Below are 16,133 nucleotides of genomic sequence, written 5' to 3'. Positions count from 1 at the left end.
TTGTAGAACCCGTAGGACCCCCTCTGTGCTTGGTCGCTAAAAACTATGCTAACTGCTCTATATCGCCTTCTTAGAGCTTAGCTAAGTCAGCGAACTGAAGTTCGTTTTCACTGTACTCATACAGAGATAGGTTTTCACTCTCGCAGTAATCGGGGAGGTTAGCCGGTGTTACTTCATCACCTTTTGGTCCTTCGTAGACCACGGAAACATTGTACCCATCAACTTCCACCACCACCGCAAGATTAGGATCATCGTGTGAGGATTTGATGACGTAATCACCTACAGTGTACGGATTCTCGGCGAATTTCAGATTCTCGTGCTTGTAAGTGTAGAGACTGATATCTTGGTCATCGCAGTACGATGAAAGCAGAGCTGGTGAAATATCTCTCCAGTCACCCGGGCCTTCATCGAGCGAGCTCGGGAAAGCTACTCTGACCGCTTCGCCGTCAAGCTCCTGCCCATAGAGTTCTACCTGCGTTTCTGGGGGGAGAACCTCAATTACAACACCCACTGACGCATCTTCGTCGTCACGCTTCTGTACGCGATCTCCCGGCTGGAATGGATTCTCGGGAGTTTGGTTCATATTCGCGGTGTTCGGCCCGAGGTCCTGAAGGTCGTTCATCGGACGAGTTGCCAAGTGTTCGAGCTTCTCAGGAGAGTTACCAGAGAACTGTTCCTCTGTCTCAACCTTGGATTCGAGCGTTTCGACGTGTTCCCACCCGAGTAGAATCAAACTATCCTCGTTGTCCCGGTGCCAGGCCATCACAATAATATCGTCTTCCGAATCCTTCTCGACGAGCGTCTCTGGCAGAAATGACGAAACGTCCCGAGAGGTCTTCACGTCGATATTGTAGCCGAAAACCTCGAAATCGTGACCGGAGTAGCTCTCTGGGTTACACCGTCGAATGGCATCCTCGTTCTCCCATTCCCACATCTCTGCTGGAAGGTATTCTCGACAGAACTGCTCAAACGCGATTTCTCCAAGATTTCCGATACGCTTCACATCGACATTATCTGCGCCCTGTTTCACCGCTTGATGATGGGCGCGATCTCTATCTATTTCGTCGGGAGTAAATTGATACACAAGTCAATCAGTAGACTCAATCGGCATGAACATTCCCCTGAATTCACTCCATGAGTCGGGGATTGATTGCGCCTAAAAACAGTTCTACCGCGACATGGTATGACCTTCCAACTGGGAAGGGATCTATGAACGAAAGGAATTGAATTAATATTACGAACGTAATTATACGTTGATAAACATATAACCTGATATATCAGAAGATATATTGTTGCTGAAATTGACTCTCTAAAAGATAGATGGCCGAATTTGTAGCTGTCGATGCTTCAAAACATCAAGGTGAAGATGGTGTTTATCTCGTCGGTGTTGCATTAGAAATCACTAGTGGGTCAGACTTTGACAACCACTATTTTGAACAAGTAGATGAATTTACTGATAAATATGATATTGAACTCGGTCACAACATTATAAAGTCCGAAGATTTGCAAAATAGAGTTCCATCTTTCAAGATTACTGAGGCAGTGAATGATATTATAGCTGGATTGGCCAATAATCCGGCAATTAGGAATATGCATATTAGTATCGGTTGGTATGATGACGACGTTACGGTTGGTGAAAACGGAAAGGAGATATCAGGTATCCGCTATACGGACGATTATTTGAGCCAATTCTTCCCTATCATTACATTGTGGGATTTCCATCGGAATACAGCAGATTGGGATGATTTTCCCGAAGAGGCTTGGTTAGACAATGTTCAGGGAAAAATAACCAAAGCTTGGAAGTATGTAGGAAATGAGTTTGACCTAAATATTGTACCTCATGGAGACTCAACCTACCCCTCTCTCTCAACTGCAGACATCATTTCAAACAATCTTGCCAGAACTCTACCAAAGCACAAAGATTACCAAGAATTGCCATCAGCTGCTCACGGTACGATTACTGGAGAATATCTTGACGATTCAGGTCCAAGAGTAAATGCAGAGTCTGTTAATGAGACACATGAAGATGCAGATCATATAGTCCCTACTCACCGTTACTCTATCCAAAGTGAACTTCACTTCCCTCATCCGGTCATGTTCATTTACGATGATGTTTTTACTGACTTTGGAAGAAAAGTATTACCACAGACAGATTTCCATGCTTACGCCAGAAAATGGGCACAAGATAACGCAGGTTGCGTAGTGAAAATGGAGCCACACAGATTGCCATCTGTAGTCAGAAGTGGCGACCACATTGTCTACACAAGAGGAACAGATACAGACGTTCCAGAACTACTGAGAGATCTCAACCCATCTAAGGATATTCATATACTGAATACGGACGACTTCTTGGAGGAGGTAGAATATGAATAGGAACCAGGAAGCGCCCCTGTGGGGCACCGCCCTAGATAGAGACATTGTGGGGTGGAATAAGAAACTTTGGATGACAATATCAGGAATGAAGAGTATACTTATTAACCGAATACAGTTCAATACAATAAAATATGATGAGTAATACTAACGAAAATCTGCCGTCACCAGAACCTAAGTATTCGTATGTTTGTTGGATGGATATTATGGGTACTGGTAATAATATGTATCAGAATATATCAGACGCAGCTCAGAAAATTCTGCAATTTCAAATATTGGCCAAAGAGTTTGAAACAGATGGTCTAACAATATATCCAATGATGGATGGTGTCTACATAGTCTCACAAGAAATTGACCATCTGACTGAATTCTTAAAATTGGTCTTTGAACGTGCAGCAAATGAGGTTTTAGACAGAGAATTAGATGATATGTTCATTATCCGGGGAGGTGTTTCTTTCGGGCCAGTTGTGGAAGGAAAAGACTTCCCAATAGAATTTGAGGACGATGGATACAGACAGAATATTGAATCACTGCTAATTGGTCCACCTATGGTTGAGGCCTATGGTATCGAAGAAGATGCTCCACCATTTGGAATTGCGATACATGATTCGGCTCGATCTTTCACTCCTGACAATTTCCAATACCAGTGGTACAAATGGTTCGATAACAATAACCGGGAACTAGCTAATGATCTCAGAAAGAAGCTAGAGACATATTTCGATTATAATAACAAAAAGTCACATATGACTAATTATCCCGAAGAAAAAGTCCGTAGTCACAAAGAGATGATGGAGCTGTATCTCCCAGAAGTGAAGTTGAAAAATAGGGAATGAAATTTCACTCCATTACGCGTGGGTGACGCGGCCGTGGGTACAGCTCTACATCGACCTCGCCTTCGAGATACTGTTCACCTTCCGTAGTCAACTCAACGAGGTCCTGATCTTCAGTCAGAAATGCCACCAGATCGGCGTCAGCCAGAACACGACACCGTTCTTGGACCTGTGCTTCGGTGGCATGAATCCCATCTTGAAGTGCAATCTGACTCGCGGTCGACCACGAATCGTCACGCAGGTGTTCCAATATCCGGTCGTCGATACACTGCTGCCAGCGGGCGGTCTTTCGTATCGTCATGGTGGAGGACTACTTACACGCCGTTCGTCTCTGATTCAGCCGTCGGCGATGGCTCTGAAATGCTGTTTTCTCCGTCGATGTAGACGCCTTCTTCGGCGTCGTATTCTTCATCGAGGTACGCTTCTCCTTCCTCAGTAATCACGTAAGCTCCGTTCCCAACGTGTCGGAGTAGGCCGTGTTCGGCTAACTCCTTACATCGACGCGCGATGTGCGTTTGAGAGACTCTGATGAGGCCACTTTCGTTGAGTCGTTTGGGTGTGCCTGACCCCTCGTTCTCGGACATCCATTCCAAGATTCTATCATCCCATACGCTCTGCCACGAGCCAGATAGACGCATTCTATTAGCACATCCTCGTGTGGACACCTAATACATTTTATAGGCCCTCTCAAGTATCCTTACAACTTACTAACCACGTCGTTACATTTATGTTGTCAGCACGTTCTTGTGTATCTGCGGGTCACTGATGGCTCTCGGTCGTCGAGAACCGGGCCGTGGTGTGACACGGCCCAGAAGGTGGCTCCGCCCGGCAAACCAATGTCGTACGGAACCGATACGGGGAGTACTCCCCGCACGAGAGTAGTCGAATCGCCTGCTGAAAAGTCCGCTGTTCGCCCACGTACGGAGTACCGCGTTCGGTGTCCTGACTGTAACTTCTCCAAACGGCACGACTCGTATGCCGACGCGACTTCCTACCAGCGCCGCCATCCTTGCCCGCACTGTGACCGAATGCTCGGTCTGTCGGAGGTATCGAAGCAGCGACGAAATGAATCGCTTGATGCTGCTGAAGCAGTCGCGGCTGCCTGCGAAGCCCGCCGAGAACTTCGCATCGATGGTCCTGCACCCTCCGTTTCGAAGATACTCGAGGCGATGGGTCGAGACGGTGACGGCTACCCACTTGGTGATAAACCAACAGAGGACAATGCGTTTGAGACTGCCCGCCAGCTGCTTGCCTCGACGGGGGAACCATGAGCGCCGACCTCGAACCGATAGCTCCGGCGACCGCGGTGAACCTCTACCTCGATCACCGAGAACCAGAGCTATCTGAAAAGTCCCTCACGAACCAGCGGTACCGGCTCAACTCGTTCATCGAGTGGACCCAGTCGAAGGGAATCGAGAACATGAACGAGCTAACTGGGCGCGATCTCCACGAGTTCCGTGTCTGGCGTCGACAGGGCAAGGGAAGCGAATACGGTGAGGTGTCGAAGGTAACCCTTCGAGGCATCCTCGCTACGCTCCGAAAGTTCCTCGAATTCTGTGCCAGCATCGACGCGGTCGAACAGGGAATGCGCGAACGGGTGTTGCTCCCGGATGTCGACCCCGAGGAAGCCTCGAAGGATGAGAAACTCGATACCGAACACGCCGAAGCTATCCTCAACCACCTGAATCGCTACCAGTACGCCTCCCGAGAACACGTCATATTTGGAATCCTCTGGCACACTGGTATTCGACTCGGTAGCCTCCGCTCGCTCGACCTGGACGACTTCGATGCTGATGGGCAGTACCTACAACTGCGCCACCGGCCTGAAACAGGAACTCCACTGAAGAACGGACGAGCTGCCGAGCGGTCGATAGCTGTCGGTGACTTCTACGGTGAAGTGATTCAGGAGTACATCGAGAACCACCGAGATTCGGTCACCGACGAATACGGTCGGGAACCACTCATCACCAGCGACCGAGGCCGTCTGAGTGAGACACCGATCCGAAGTACTGTCTACCAGTGGACTCGGCCCTGTATGGTCGGCGAGTGTCCACACGGAGAGAACCCTGAGAGCTGTGAGTACATGACTCGGGACACTGCCAGCGGTTGCCCCTCGTCCCGATCTCCGCACGGTATCCGCCGCGGCTCGATCACGAAGCACCTTCGAGACGGGACACCGGAAGAGGTCGTTTCGGATCGGATGAACGTCTCCAATGATGTTCTCGACCAGCACTACGACCAGCGCAGCGAACGCGAGAAGATGGAGGTCCGACGGGAGTTCATCGACGACGCATGATCCAGCACCAGTACACCACAGCGGATGAATCTAGAAAGCGCGCATCCTCGAATAGGCTAACAACCCGGCGAGTCCATCCTCACTTTGCTGGCATGGTTGAGGAGTTACTAACGTTGTTAGACGGAGCAGTCATGCAACCAAGCGGATTTTATATCACAGCAAAGAACTGAAGTCGCAACGACATTGAGCAAAAATATAAGAAGAAGTGCAATTATTGATAAGATTAGATTCAATTAAAAAGTTGAATTGATTCCCGCTCACGTCTCATAGGTGGGTTCTAATCCTCTAGATGCAGATAATAAGCAGGCCGGACCCAACTATTGCCTTTAAAATATTAGACAATCAGAATGCTGTTATCACATATGAAAACAATACAGTAATGACATTTCTGTCTGACGGATTATCAAGCTGCTGCTTTGCATGATGCAGACACAGCGCAGGGAGTCAATCGTATACATTGGGATTCATGCTGGTTTGAGAATGAGGATATTTGTTCAAGATCGGCGGGCCATGATAGAACTAATATTAATATAGATTGAAACAGTACACTTATGTGCAATAGTTGGTATGTAATTGAGTATGTTCGAGTGGGGCAGCCGGGGGGCTGGAGACCGGGGTGTATCGCACGTTCTGGGTGTGGTGTTGTTGGCGAGTGCAGTCATCGTTGGTGCCGTACTGATCGTTCACGTGGGGCAGCAGACGATCGGAGGTGTCAACGACGACGCGAATGTCGAACTCGCTGAGGAGGTGCTGCTGTCGGTTGATCAGAGCTTCCAGCGGTCAGACACCAGCGAATCAGTTGAAGTCCCGGACCGGGTTCGGTCTGATGTCGCTGTGACGGATGACGCGACATACAATCTTACGCTAAACAGTAACTCGACCTGTTCGACGGGGAACCGGTCGCTGCAGACGCTTCGATATCAAGAAAACGGCCAACAGGTCAGTTATCAGGGCGGCGGTGTGTGGCGGATGACTGAGTCGGGCGCGACGATGTCGTCGCCCCCGGCCGTGAACTACGACGAAGGGGCGCTGTCGGTCTCGTTCGCGAATATCTCCGGACGGCAGATTGGGGGGAGTTCGGTTGCGATTCAGTCAAACACGACGGCGAACCGATCACACGAAGCAGCACTGCAGACGGCGCTGTTCACTGAGGCGACATACGAAGGTGTACGGAACGGCTCGTGGGACTCTTCTTCGCCGAGTACCACATGTGCCCCATCACAGGTCACCAACGCGACGTTGACAATCGAGAACAGCAGTTACGCTCGCGCGTGGGCCGACTGGGCACAGAGCGCATACGATGACAAGTACGTCACGGTGACCCCGAATTCAGTCGAGCCAGGCGAGACAATCTACATCAGATTTGCGCTCGGTAACGTGAGCGACCCGGCGTTTGAAGTACGGAATATGTCGGTGCAAGAAGACCCAACAGACAATACAAAGGCACGGGTGAATGCCACGATACGGAACACTGGAGGCCTGCAAGACACCCAGACGGTCAAACTGAATCGGTCCGGGGTATCAAATAATAAGACAACCCAGGTCACGCTTACTGGTGGCGATTCAGCTAGAGTGAGCAAGTCGATAGATGCCGACAGCGGCGTACACAACTTCACCGTAGCATCTGAGCAGGACCAGGCCTACAAACTAGTCAACTACACGGCTGTGCCCGGGTCACCGTCACTGAACATTACTAATGCCTCGATCCCCGCATCAGCACGGCTCAATCAGGTCCCAGAAGCAAATATCACAGTCGAAAACAACGGCAGTATGACGGCCGAACAGAACGTCACGCTGCTGGTTAATGGCTCGGTGAACGCCACGCGACACGTAACAGTCCATCCGGGCAATAGTCAGACAGTTGACTTCGGACCGGCGATGCCGACCGGCGAGAACGGGACCTACGATATCGAGGTCACGACGGACGACGACACGTATTCGCAGTACAGCGACGACGGCCACTACTTCGTAGTCGGTGACGTCGGTGTATTCGAGGTGACATCGGTTTCGCCACCGGGCGGGGTAAAGAGCGGTGACACGGTCACGATCGAGGCAACAGTCAAAAATACCGGCAACATCCGTAAGTCCGACGCCGTCAAAATACACATAAAAAACGAGTCGGATACAAAGGTTGAATCGAAAGAGAAAACGCTCACACTCAATGGAACCAACAGCGGTTCAGAAAAAGAGACGGTAACTCTCACTGGTGGTCCGCTCACCGCTCCGTCATACAGTAATTACACCTATATTGTCGAGACGCCGGACGATCGCAGTTATGGGACCTTCACCGTCGGCGGGTCGGCCCCACCAGTGTTCGATATCACTGGCCTCGGCGTCGACAACCCGGTCGAGCCGGAGAACAAGACCGAGGTCAGCTTCAATGTCACGAACACTGGCGGAACGGCAGGCTCCCAGACGCTTCGCATCGGCAGAGACTGGGGGGACGACAAGTCAAGGGACGAGCAGCTTGATCCGGGGGAGAGTACAACGGTCTCACAGACCGTTACAGCGCCGTCCGAAGACGGACTCTATCGACTGAACTTCACCACTGGAAACCAGACTGCATGGCGACTCCTGAACGTGCGGTCGAATACTGCGGTCGAGCGTGACAAAGGAGGGATGACAACCAACGAGCGGGTCAACGCAACAATCGAACTCAAGGGAGCTGAGCTTGAGGGTAGTAACGGCTATCAGATTACGCATACGAAAGTAGACATGGATCTGGTCGTCAACAACCAGTCCGGCGACCACGAGATTCCACTGTGGCGCGATGTGGGATACGACTTCGAAGACGGCGATGTGAACGGGCCCCATGCTGAACGGCGGCTGATTAACGACGACTATCCGGACCCATACGAGTTCATGAAGACTTTCGAAGCGAATTCGAGCTTCTCCGTCACCGCCACATCCTACTATTGCTATGAAACGACATACACAGACATTCGGTTCAAGATAGACGGCACGAACTACTACACTAAGAGATGTACCAACCCAGGTGGGGTCCGAATTTCTACCGACGAAAACAGCTCGAACGCAGACATATTAGTCGATGGAGAGGTGATTCCCGGCTATGGTCAAGCTGGCAAGGCACAGCGAAAACTGACCGATATGCTTGGCGAGCAACGGGTCACCGAACTTGAAAACGGTTCAGCGAGGCTTAATCTCGCCGATGGTGAATTCGTGTACCTCTATGAGCTCTCGCAGGACAACGCAAACCCCGAAAACGCATACGGGTACGGCGACCCCGACTACAACGACGCAGTGGTTATATTCAGAACCAACTCCATCGAGAATGAGGTTTTGGAACCGAGATTCAGATTCGTTGATGTTGCTGTGCCCGCCCGTACCCCGAAGACAGATGACACGGAGGCAACGGTGACGGTCAAAAACGTCGGTACCGCCGCCGGTACCGCAGAGCTTACGCCTACCTTCGATGGGAGCACAGCCGAGACGCAGGAGACGGAGATCGGGGTAAACGAAACGGCGCAGTTCAGCGTTGAGCTAGCGACTGCAAGTAAGACACCGGGTCAGTCGTACCAGTACAGGTTCAATCTCACGAACCCTAACCGCTCCGAGTCCGCTACTGGGAAGCAATGGGGTGGAAACATCTACGTCGGCGACATCGACGAACAGTTCATGCAGGTCGAATCTGTTCGTGCCACGAGCACAATCGACAACGACGAGTCTGCAAACGCTACGGTCGACATCACGAACGTCGGTGGAGAAGGCGGAACCGCCGAAATCAAACTCTATGCAAAGAACACCGACGACGCGAGCCCGACGTTCGCAGTGTCTGACGCCGCGACAACCAACGTTCTCACAAGCAAAGAGACGAAGCAGGTGAACCTCAGCCTCCCGTCTGACCGCGGTAACTACACGTACTACGTCCAGACACGGAACAGCACCTCAGCAAAGCAGTCGTTCTTCGTTGGTCGGTCGAGTGTCGTGGTAAACGACACACAGGGAATCAATATTGGCTCACAGACATACAATACTTCGACGCTCATCGAACGGAACGGAGGAGCAGAACGGCTCACCGTCGAAGTCAACAATGAGGGGACTGTCGGCGACAAACGTGAGGTGGCCCTCACCGTCAAAAACAAGAGTGACGGCACTACGGTTTACACAGGCACTGAGAACGCCACCGTGGGTAGCGGTGACCTTACCCGGACCGATGCGTATCCGGCGTGGGCTGGCTACGACACCGACCTTGACCCCGGATACTACACGTACGAGGTCACAGTGTACAACGACACGGCCAGCGGGTCAATTGACGATACTGCGATGGGAGAAATCTACCTGAAGGAAGTCGACGAGAGTGGCGCAACCACGAACGACTCACCCATCTCGATTGACTCCGATACGATTACAATCGGTAGTTAAGGCCGCAGCAACCTGCTTTTGCGATGTCGCTACGTGTATCGGAGCGGTACACGCTGTAGTATAGACCCGGTCGTGGCTCGGTATAGTCGTATACTAAACACACGGCTATCGGTACAGTATCGACTCCGCTTACTGTCGAGCGTACGCAAAAAAACTGAGCTGTGTTGAACCGAGTTTAGCCGAAGAGTTCGCCGAGGCCCTCACCGCTTGCCTCGTCGTCCTCGTCGTCATCGTCGTCGCCGCCGTCGTCGGCAGCCTCTTCTTCGGCTTCCTCGTCGGCCTCGTCGGCCTCGTCAGCGTCACCCTCGGCGGGTGCGGCCGCGCCACCGCTTGCCGGCACCGGTGCCGCAGCGGCCTGGTCGACGGCCTCTTCGATGTCGACGTCTTCGAGGGCGGCGACAAGGGCCTTGACACGGGACTCCTCGACGTCGACGCCCGCGGCGTCGAGCACGTCGGTGAGGTTGTCTTCGTTGATCTCTTCGCCCGATTCGTTCAGGATGAGTGCAGCGTATACGTATTCCATTGTTGTAGTCTGTGTTGTTAGAACATCGCTCCGAGCGCGTCGCCGGCGTCCTCGTCATCGTCGTCATCGTCGTCGGCCTCCTCGGCCGCGTCGTCGGCGTCCGCGTCGTCCTCGGATGCGGTGTCCTCGTCTTGGTCGTCAGTCGGTTCCTCTGTCGCCACGTCGGCCTCGACGCCCTGAAGCTCCTCTGGGAGTGCCTCTTCGTCGTCAATCTGCGAGGCGAGCGCACGGACCTGTGCGTCAGCCTTGCTCACGAGGTCAGGCACGACCTCGGGGTCCTCGATGGCCGCCTGGAGCGCGAGGCTCTTGGCGTTGCCACGAGCGGACTGGAGCATCGTCGGGGCCGTCGTCGCGGTCGGGTAGTCGGCGTTGACCGAGAGATTGAACGCTCGGCCGGCAGCCGCCTGGATGTCGCTCCGGTACTCGTCGATGTCGAGTTCCAGTTCCTCGGGTTCGAACAGCACACCGTCGGCGAAGACGGCGCGAAGGTCGAGACCGACCTCCTTCGGTTCGATACCGAGTTCGTTCAGCACGTTCGAAAGTTCCTGAGAGACTTCCTCGCCAGTATCGAGTACCGTCGAGTCAGAAAGGACCTGAATGGAGCCTTCCTGAATGCGTGCGTCGGCACCCACGCTCTGGAGTTCGCCAACGAACGGACCGGGGTCGACGCCCGTGTCGCCTTCCGGAATCACGATATCGTTCGGGGCCACCTCACCGGCACCGATGGGTGCGGGCGTCTTGGAGGCCTCGAGTTCCTGAAACAGCGAGAACGGGTTATCGTCGGTCCCGATGAGTCCAACCTGCCCGGTGATGTAGCCGTTGAGGTCTTCGAGTCCGTCATCGACATCGTCGAGTGCACGCTCAAGCAGCGTGTTCCGGGAAACGCGAAGTTCGGCGGTCCCGTGCAGGTCACGTCGCATGTCCTGCAGTTGCCGGGAGGGAATCCCGGCGATGTTGACGACGCCGACGCTCTCGTAGGACTCGATCATCTCTACGATGGCGTCGACCTCTTCCTGCTTCCACTCGGGAATGGTCTCGGTCTTGCGTTCGGATTCGGCGCTCATATCAGGCCACCTCCATCGCAGGCCCCATCGTCGTCTTCACGTAGACAGTGTCGATGTTGAGCGGGCCCTTTTCGAGGTCCGCGTGCAGACGGCGGAGGATAACGTCGATGTTGTCCGCGATGTTTTCGGCGGACATATCCTCCGCGCCGACTCGCGTATGGAACGTTCGCCGTTCCCCGCTGCGGAGCTGCACGGTGTTTTTCATGCGTTCGATGACCTCGACGACGTCGTCGTCGGGGTCGAGCGGTTCCGGCATCTTCCCGCGCGGACCGAGGACGGTCCCGAGGTAGCGACCGATGTCCTGCATCAGATCCTTCTCCGCAATGAAGAAGTCAGTGTCATCGGCGAGGTCTTTGGCGGCGTCGTCGTCGCCACCAAGTTCCTCGAGTTCGTCCTCGTCGAGTACGTCGTCTGCGACTTCCTCGGCACGAAGGGCGGTTTCGCCCTCGGCGAAGACCACAATAGTGGTCTCCTGACCGGTGCCAGCAGGAAGCACGACGGACTCGTCGACGCGGTTCGACGGGTCGTTAAGATCTAAGTCGCGCAGGTTCACTGCGAGGTCGACCGTTTCGCGGAAATTCCGCTCAGGTGCGTCCTCGAGTGCGCGCGAGACTGCGTTCTCTATTTCCTGATCTGCCATTGTTCACCTCCGTAGTACGCCAATCGGCTTCTACGGGTCAGTGAAACAGGCGGATGCCTGTCTCGTGCGGGTAGACGCCAATGCGACACTTAAACCCGTCGAACCAGCCCAAGGACCGCTAACAGGCGTGTTTCCGGTTCTCAGGGACCAGTTGTTGACGGCGGCTCTGCCGACTGTGCAGTGGCTCCCAGCGCCGAAAGTAAGGAAAACACACGCCAGTCGCACAGCGGTCCGACTTACGCCTGTGCTTCGGCCGCGAACACGTCGTCGTACTCGCCTGCGTCGATACGCTCTTTGAACTCGCGTGGGTTCTCGCCTTCGATGGTGACACCGAGGGAGGTGCACGTCCCGACGACTTCCTTTGCGGCGTTTTTCAGGTCGTAGGAGAGCAGGTCAGTCTGCTTTTGCTCGGCGATCTGCTTGACCTGGTCGACGGAGAGATCAGCGACGAAGTCTTCCTGAGGCTCGCCGCTGCCAGTCTCGAAGCCGGCCTCGTCCTTGATGAGTTCGGCCGTCGGCGGGACACCGACTTCGATTTCGAAGGAGCCGTCGTCGTCGTACTCGACGGTGACGGGGACTTCGGTGCCGTCGAACGCTGCCGTCTGGTCGTTGATCTCCTGTACGACTGCCTGCACGTCCACCGGTGTCGGGCCGAGTTCCGGGCCGAGTGGCGGGCCAGGGTTGGCCTCCCCACCGGGAACGAGGACTTCGATAGTTCCAGCCATACATAGTGAAATCCTCGCGGCGGTTTAAAGGATTGCGTTTCACGGATCGCTGCGTGAGGCCTCCACACGCTCGAACGCTCACTATTCTATCGACAGAGCGTCCAGCACAACAAAAGTAGGATCGCTGTCGGCTCAGGCGAACGTCACGCCGTGCCGTGCGAGAAAGTCACTCGCGTCTTTGATTTCGACCGGAGAGCCGATTATCCGAATCTGCTCACCGTCTTGATGAACACTCACAGTGAACTGCTGTTCCAACTCCTCGCGAATCCCGTCGAGCGCACCGACTGGCAACAGTATCTGCGTGCTGTCGCGGAACCGACTCGCCGCTCCCATTATCGACATATGACGGAGGGTAGCCTATAGGTGTGTCGAATTACATGAGGGTCGTTTGACCATTCTGAACGGGAAGACAGCCATGATGCGTGCCGCTGGGGTGGCGTCGACGAGGGAGGAAAGCCTTATTCGGTGTGAGGGGCCGACATACACTTAATGGGGCTCGAAGAGGAGATTCAGGAACTCGAAGACGAAATCGCCAGCACTCCCTACAATAAGTCTACAGAGGCCCATATCGGTCGGCTGAAGTCCAAGCTCGCGGAGAAAAAGGAGAAGCTCGAACAGCAGGCTTCCTCGGGCGGCGGCGGTGGCTACGGCGTTGAGAAACACGGCGATGCGACCGTCGCGCTCGTCGGGTTCCCCAGCGTCGGGAAGTCGACGCTGCTGAACGCACTCACAAACGCCGAGTCCGAAACGGGAGCCTACGAGTTTACCACACTTGATGTCTACCCGGGAATGCTCAAGCACAAGGGTGCGAACATCCAGATTCTCGATGTTCCCGGACTTATCGAAGGGGCTGCTGGCGGCCGCGGTGGTGGGAAAGAAGTGCTGTCCGTCGTCCGGACCGCTGACCTCATCGTCTTCCTCATCTCCGTCTTCGAGATTGACCAATACGACCGCCTCCGAAAAGAATTGTACAAGAACAAAATCCGCCTCGATCAGGATCCACCATGGGTCAACGTCCGCAAGAAGGGTAAAGACGGGATTTCGGTTAACACGGCTACCGGCGTCGAACTCGACGACGAGACGGTCAAAGCTGTCCTGCGCGAACACGGGTACGTCAACGCCGACGTAACCATCGGCGAGCAGCTCGATATCGACCAGCTCATCGACGGCGTGATGGACAACCGTGTCTACCTGCCGTCCCTCGTCGCCGTCAACAAAGCCGACCTTATCGAGCCCGACTATCTTCCGAAAGTCGAAGACGAACTCCAAGAGCGAGACATTGACCCAGAGGAAGCGATCTTCATCAGCGCCGAGGAAGAGAAAGGACTGGATGGCCTCACCGAACGCATCTGGGAGGAACTCGGCCTGATCCGGATTTACATGGACAAGCCGGGCCGCGGTGTTGACCGCGAGGAACCGCTAATACTCCGTGAAGGCGACACCGTTGACGACGCCTGCGAGAAACTCGGCGGCAGCTTCGACGAGCGCTTCCGCTTTGCTCGTGTAACCGGCCCGAGCGCCAAGCACGACGAACAGCAGGTCGGGCGCGACCACGAACTCGCGGACGAGGATATCCTGCGAATCGTCGCTAACCGCTAGGTTGTCGCGCGTCGGTTCTCGCGTGCACGCGAACAACTGAAAAGGGGTCCCACGGAAGAACAATCCTGTGGAGGACCGCTACCGCATAGCGGAGTAGATGCGTTCATTGGTGTGGAACCCTGCTACCAACTATGGACCGCGGTCCTAGACGCCGTCTTATCGCCGTCGTTGTTGCCGGCCTCGTCCCCTGGACAGTGGTGCTAATTGGAAAGGAACTGACGCTCGTCTTCTCGTTTGGCCTGTTCAACACGAACCCGCCGGAGTTGCTCTCGGTCTACAGCTACTTCATCCGCTTTACCAGCGCACTCCCGCAGTTTATCGAATCGTGGGGTTCGGGCGTCCTGCTGTATGCCTTTGCTCTAGCCAGCGCCGTTGCCGGTGTCGTCTGGCGTGAGGATGTTCGGGTGACCGCCCTCGCACTCGCAGGTGCGGGTCTGACGCAGTTTCCGGTGTTTCTGGGATTCAACAGGCGGCTCAACTACGTGGCTGTCCCGGTCGGCTCCCTTGTCCTGCTTATCGTGGTCTGGTGGTACTACCTACCGGCTATCCGAGCGGACACGGCGACGCGGTGACCTGTGGTATCGAATCCGGACGGAACCGCCTCTGGCGGTAGCCTTTTCGCTCGCTCGAACCACATACCGCGTATGTGGTCACTCGATCATACGATGATGCGCGTCGAGGATCTGGATGCCTCACTGGACTGGTACCAGACGTATTTCGATTACGAGGAGAAGGGACGCTGGGAAGCCGACACGTTCACGAATGTCTTCCTTGGTCCGGAGGATGTCCACGACGAGGGTGCACTGCTCGAACTCACGTACAACCACGACGGGCGCTCGTACACGATGGGCGACGCGTGGGGACACATCGCCGTCCGCTGTAACGACGTGTACGACGCCTACGAGGAGCTGATGGACGCTGGCGTTGCGGACTACCGCGACCCGGACTCCTGTGGTGGCTCCTATGCCTTCGTCACAGACCCCGACGGCCATGAGATCGAGATCGTCGAGCGGGACCACGGCGCGAAGTGGTCGCTCGACCACACAATGATCCGTGTCGAAGACGCCGACCAGGCTATCGGCTGGTACACCCGAAAGCTCGACTACGACCTGTTCCGCCGCGAAGAGTTCGACGACTTCGCCCTGTACTTCCTCAAGCCCGAAGATGCTCCCGACGAGGCGATGTCGGTCGAACTCACCTACAACTACGACGGTCGGTCCTACGAACTCGGCGATGCGTGGGGGCATCTCGCAGTCCAGACTGATGACCTCCACAGCGCGTGGGAGACGCTGATGGGGCGCCACGCTGAGGACTACCGTGACCCTGAGAGCTGTGACGACCGCTATGCGTTCACCAGAGACCCCGACGGCCGCGAAATCGAAATCGTGACGAACTGACGGTACTATCCGGAAGTGACCGTTCAATCCTCCTCTATTCTCATGCAGTAGCTATCAGGTGACGGTTCTTCTGCGGACTAGTTCCTGAGTGAGCAGTTGGCACTCGAAAGGGTCTGGTATCTCTGGCCAATGAACCCAGCTCCACGATGTACATTCCGCCCGTCAGACGCACGAATGCCGGGGTTATAGCTTTGAATCCACACCGCTTCTCCCACATCTGATCGCCACGGACGGCGTTTCGATCCTTGACCAGTCATGACAGTCAGATATCCTAACCACAAAACATTTACAGCATACACCTTTCGT

The 16,133-nt window shown here is 54.6% G+C and carries 16 protein-coding genes; 8 read left to right on the top strand and 8 right to left on the bottom strand.

The features are described 5' to 3' along the window. Positions 1 to 70: 70 nt before the first annotated feature. Positions 71 to 1,084, bottom strand: a complete 1,014-nt coding sequence (locus G9C82_RS16945; RefSeq protein ID WP_127014741.1) for a hypothetical protein — start codon at positions 1,082 to 1,084, stop codon at positions 71 to 73. A gap of 236 nt (positions 1,085 to 1,320) precedes the next feature. Between G9C82_RS16945 and G9C82_RS16940 the strand changes: the two genes are divergently transcribed. Further along, entirely contained in the window at positions 1,321 to 2,373 is a 1,053-nt protein-coding gene (locus G9C82_RS16940) for a hypothetical protein (RefSeq protein ID WP_127014740.1), read from the top strand. 134 nt (positions 2,374 to 2,507) lie between these two features. Beyond that, positions 2,508 to 3,203: a hypothetical protein gene (locus G9C82_RS16935; protein ID WP_127014739.1), complete on the top strand. Its 696-nt coding sequence runs from the start codon at positions 2,508 to 2,510 to the stop codon at positions 3,201 to 3,203. Between the two features lie 4 nt (positions 3,204 to 3,207). Here G9C82_RS16935 and G9C82_RS16930 read toward each other — a convergent pair whose 3' ends face one another. Continuing rightward, positions 3,208 to 3,501 carry a hypothetical protein gene (locus G9C82_RS16930; protein ID WP_127014738.1) on the bottom strand — a complete coding sequence of 98 codons (294 nt, stop codon included), beginning with the start codon at positions 3,499 to 3,501 and terminating at the stop codon, positions 3,208 to 3,210. Between the two features lie 13 nt (positions 3,502 to 3,514). Continuing rightward, positions 3,515 to 3,784 carry an ArsR family transcriptional regulator gene (locus tag G9C82_RS16925; protein WP_241693049.1) on the bottom strand — a complete coding sequence of 90 codons (270 nt, stop codon included), beginning with the start codon at positions 3,782 to 3,784 and terminating at the stop codon, positions 3,515 to 3,517. A 444-nt stretch (positions 3,785 to 4,228) separates the two neighbouring features. Between G9C82_RS16925 and G9C82_RS16920 the strand changes: the two genes are divergently transcribed. The 3 genes from G9C82_RS16920 (at position 4,229) to G9C82_RS16910 (ending at position 9,879) form a co-directional block, all read left to right on the top strand. After that, positions 4,229 to 4,471 (top strand): hypothetical protein, encoded by a 243-nt coding sequence (locus G9C82_RS16920; RefSeq protein WP_127014736.1) that lies wholly within the window; start codon positions 4,229 to 4,231, stop codon positions 4,469 to 4,471. Then, complete coding sequence (locus G9C82_RS16915) at positions 4,468 to 5,496, top strand: tyrosine-type recombinase/integrase (protein ID WP_127014735.1); 1,029 nt, start codon at positions 4,468 to 4,470, stop codon at positions 5,494 to 5,496. The genes G9C82_RS16920 and G9C82_RS16915 overlap by 4 nt, the downstream gene beginning before the upstream one ends. A 579-nt stretch (positions 5,497 to 6,075) precedes the next feature. Further along, positions 6,076 to 9,879: a CARDB domain-containing protein gene (locus G9C82_RS16910; RefSeq protein ID WP_127014734.1), complete on the top strand. Its 3,804-nt coding sequence runs from the start codon at positions 6,076 to 6,078 to the stop codon at positions 9,877 to 9,879. Positions 9,880 to 10,054: 175 nt separating this feature from the next. Here the strand turns inward: G9C82_RS16910 and rpl12p are convergent, their stop codons facing one another. The 5 genes from rpl12p to G9C82_RS16885 form a co-directional block, all read right to left on the bottom strand. Further along, entirely contained in the window at positions 10,055 to 10,402 is a 348-nt protein-coding gene (rpl12p, locus tag G9C82_RS16905) for a 50S ribosomal protein P1 (RefSeq protein ID WP_004591725.1), read from the bottom strand. 17 nt (positions 10,403 to 10,419) lie between these two features. After that, the gene (locus tag G9C82_RS16900; RefSeq protein ID WP_127014733.1) at positions 10,420 to 11,466 is read right to left on the bottom strand and encodes a 50S ribosomal protein L10; all 1,047 of its coding nucleotides are present in this window, start codon (positions 11,464 to 11,466) and stop codon (positions 10,420 to 10,422) included. Position 11,467: 1 nt separating this feature from the next. Beyond that, positions 11,468 to 12,106: a 50S ribosomal protein L1 gene (locus G9C82_RS16895; RefSeq protein WP_127014732.1), complete on the bottom strand. Its 639-nt coding sequence runs from the start codon at positions 12,104 to 12,106 to the stop codon at positions 11,468 to 11,470. Positions 12,107 to 12,342: 236 nt separating this feature from the next. Then, the gene (locus G9C82_RS16890) at positions 12,343 to 12,831 is read right to left on the bottom strand and encodes a 50S ribosomal protein L11 (protein WP_101350461.1); all 489 of its coding nucleotides are present in this window, start codon (positions 12,829 to 12,831) and stop codon (positions 12,343 to 12,345) included. A gap of 132 nt (positions 12,832 to 12,963) precedes the next feature. Next, positions 12,964 to 13,164, bottom strand: a complete 201-nt coding sequence (locus G9C82_RS16885; protein WP_044951920.1) for a hypothetical protein — start codon at positions 13,162 to 13,164, stop codon at positions 12,964 to 12,966. A gap of 156 nt (positions 13,165 to 13,320) precedes the next feature. Here G9C82_RS16885 and G9C82_RS16880 point away from each other — a divergent pair, with 156 nt between their 5' ends. The 3 genes from G9C82_RS16880 to G9C82_RS16870 all read left to right on the top strand — a co-directional run bounded on the left by G9C82_RS16880 (position 13,321) and on the right by G9C82_RS16870 (position 15,827). Then, the gene (locus G9C82_RS16880; protein ID WP_127014731.1) at positions 13,321 to 14,430 is read left to right on the top strand and encodes a GTP-binding protein; all 1,110 of its coding nucleotides are present in this window, start codon (positions 13,321 to 13,323) and stop codon (positions 14,428 to 14,430) included. Between the two features lie 131 nt (positions 14,431 to 14,561). Then, the gene (locus G9C82_RS16875) at positions 14,562 to 15,002 is read left to right on the top strand and encodes a TIGR04206 family protein (RefSeq protein ID WP_127014730.1); all 441 of its coding nucleotides are present in this window, start codon (positions 14,562 to 14,564) and stop codon (positions 15,000 to 15,002) included. Positions 15,003 to 15,074: 72 nt separating this feature from the next. Further along, positions 15,075 to 15,827 carry a VOC family protein gene (locus tag G9C82_RS16870; RefSeq protein WP_127014729.1) on the top strand — a complete coding sequence of 251 codons (753 nt, stop codon included), beginning with the start codon at positions 15,075 to 15,077 and terminating at the stop codon, positions 15,825 to 15,827. The last annotated feature ends 306 nt before the right edge of the window (positions 15,828 to 16,133 follow it).

This window comes from Haloarcula sp. R1-2, from assembly GCF_011627385.1.
Taxonomy (GTDB): Archaea; Halobacteriota; Halobacteria; order Halobacteriales; family Haloarculaceae; genus Haloarcula; species Haloarcula marismortui.
This window is presented reverse-complemented; position numbering and strand designations above follow the sequence as displayed.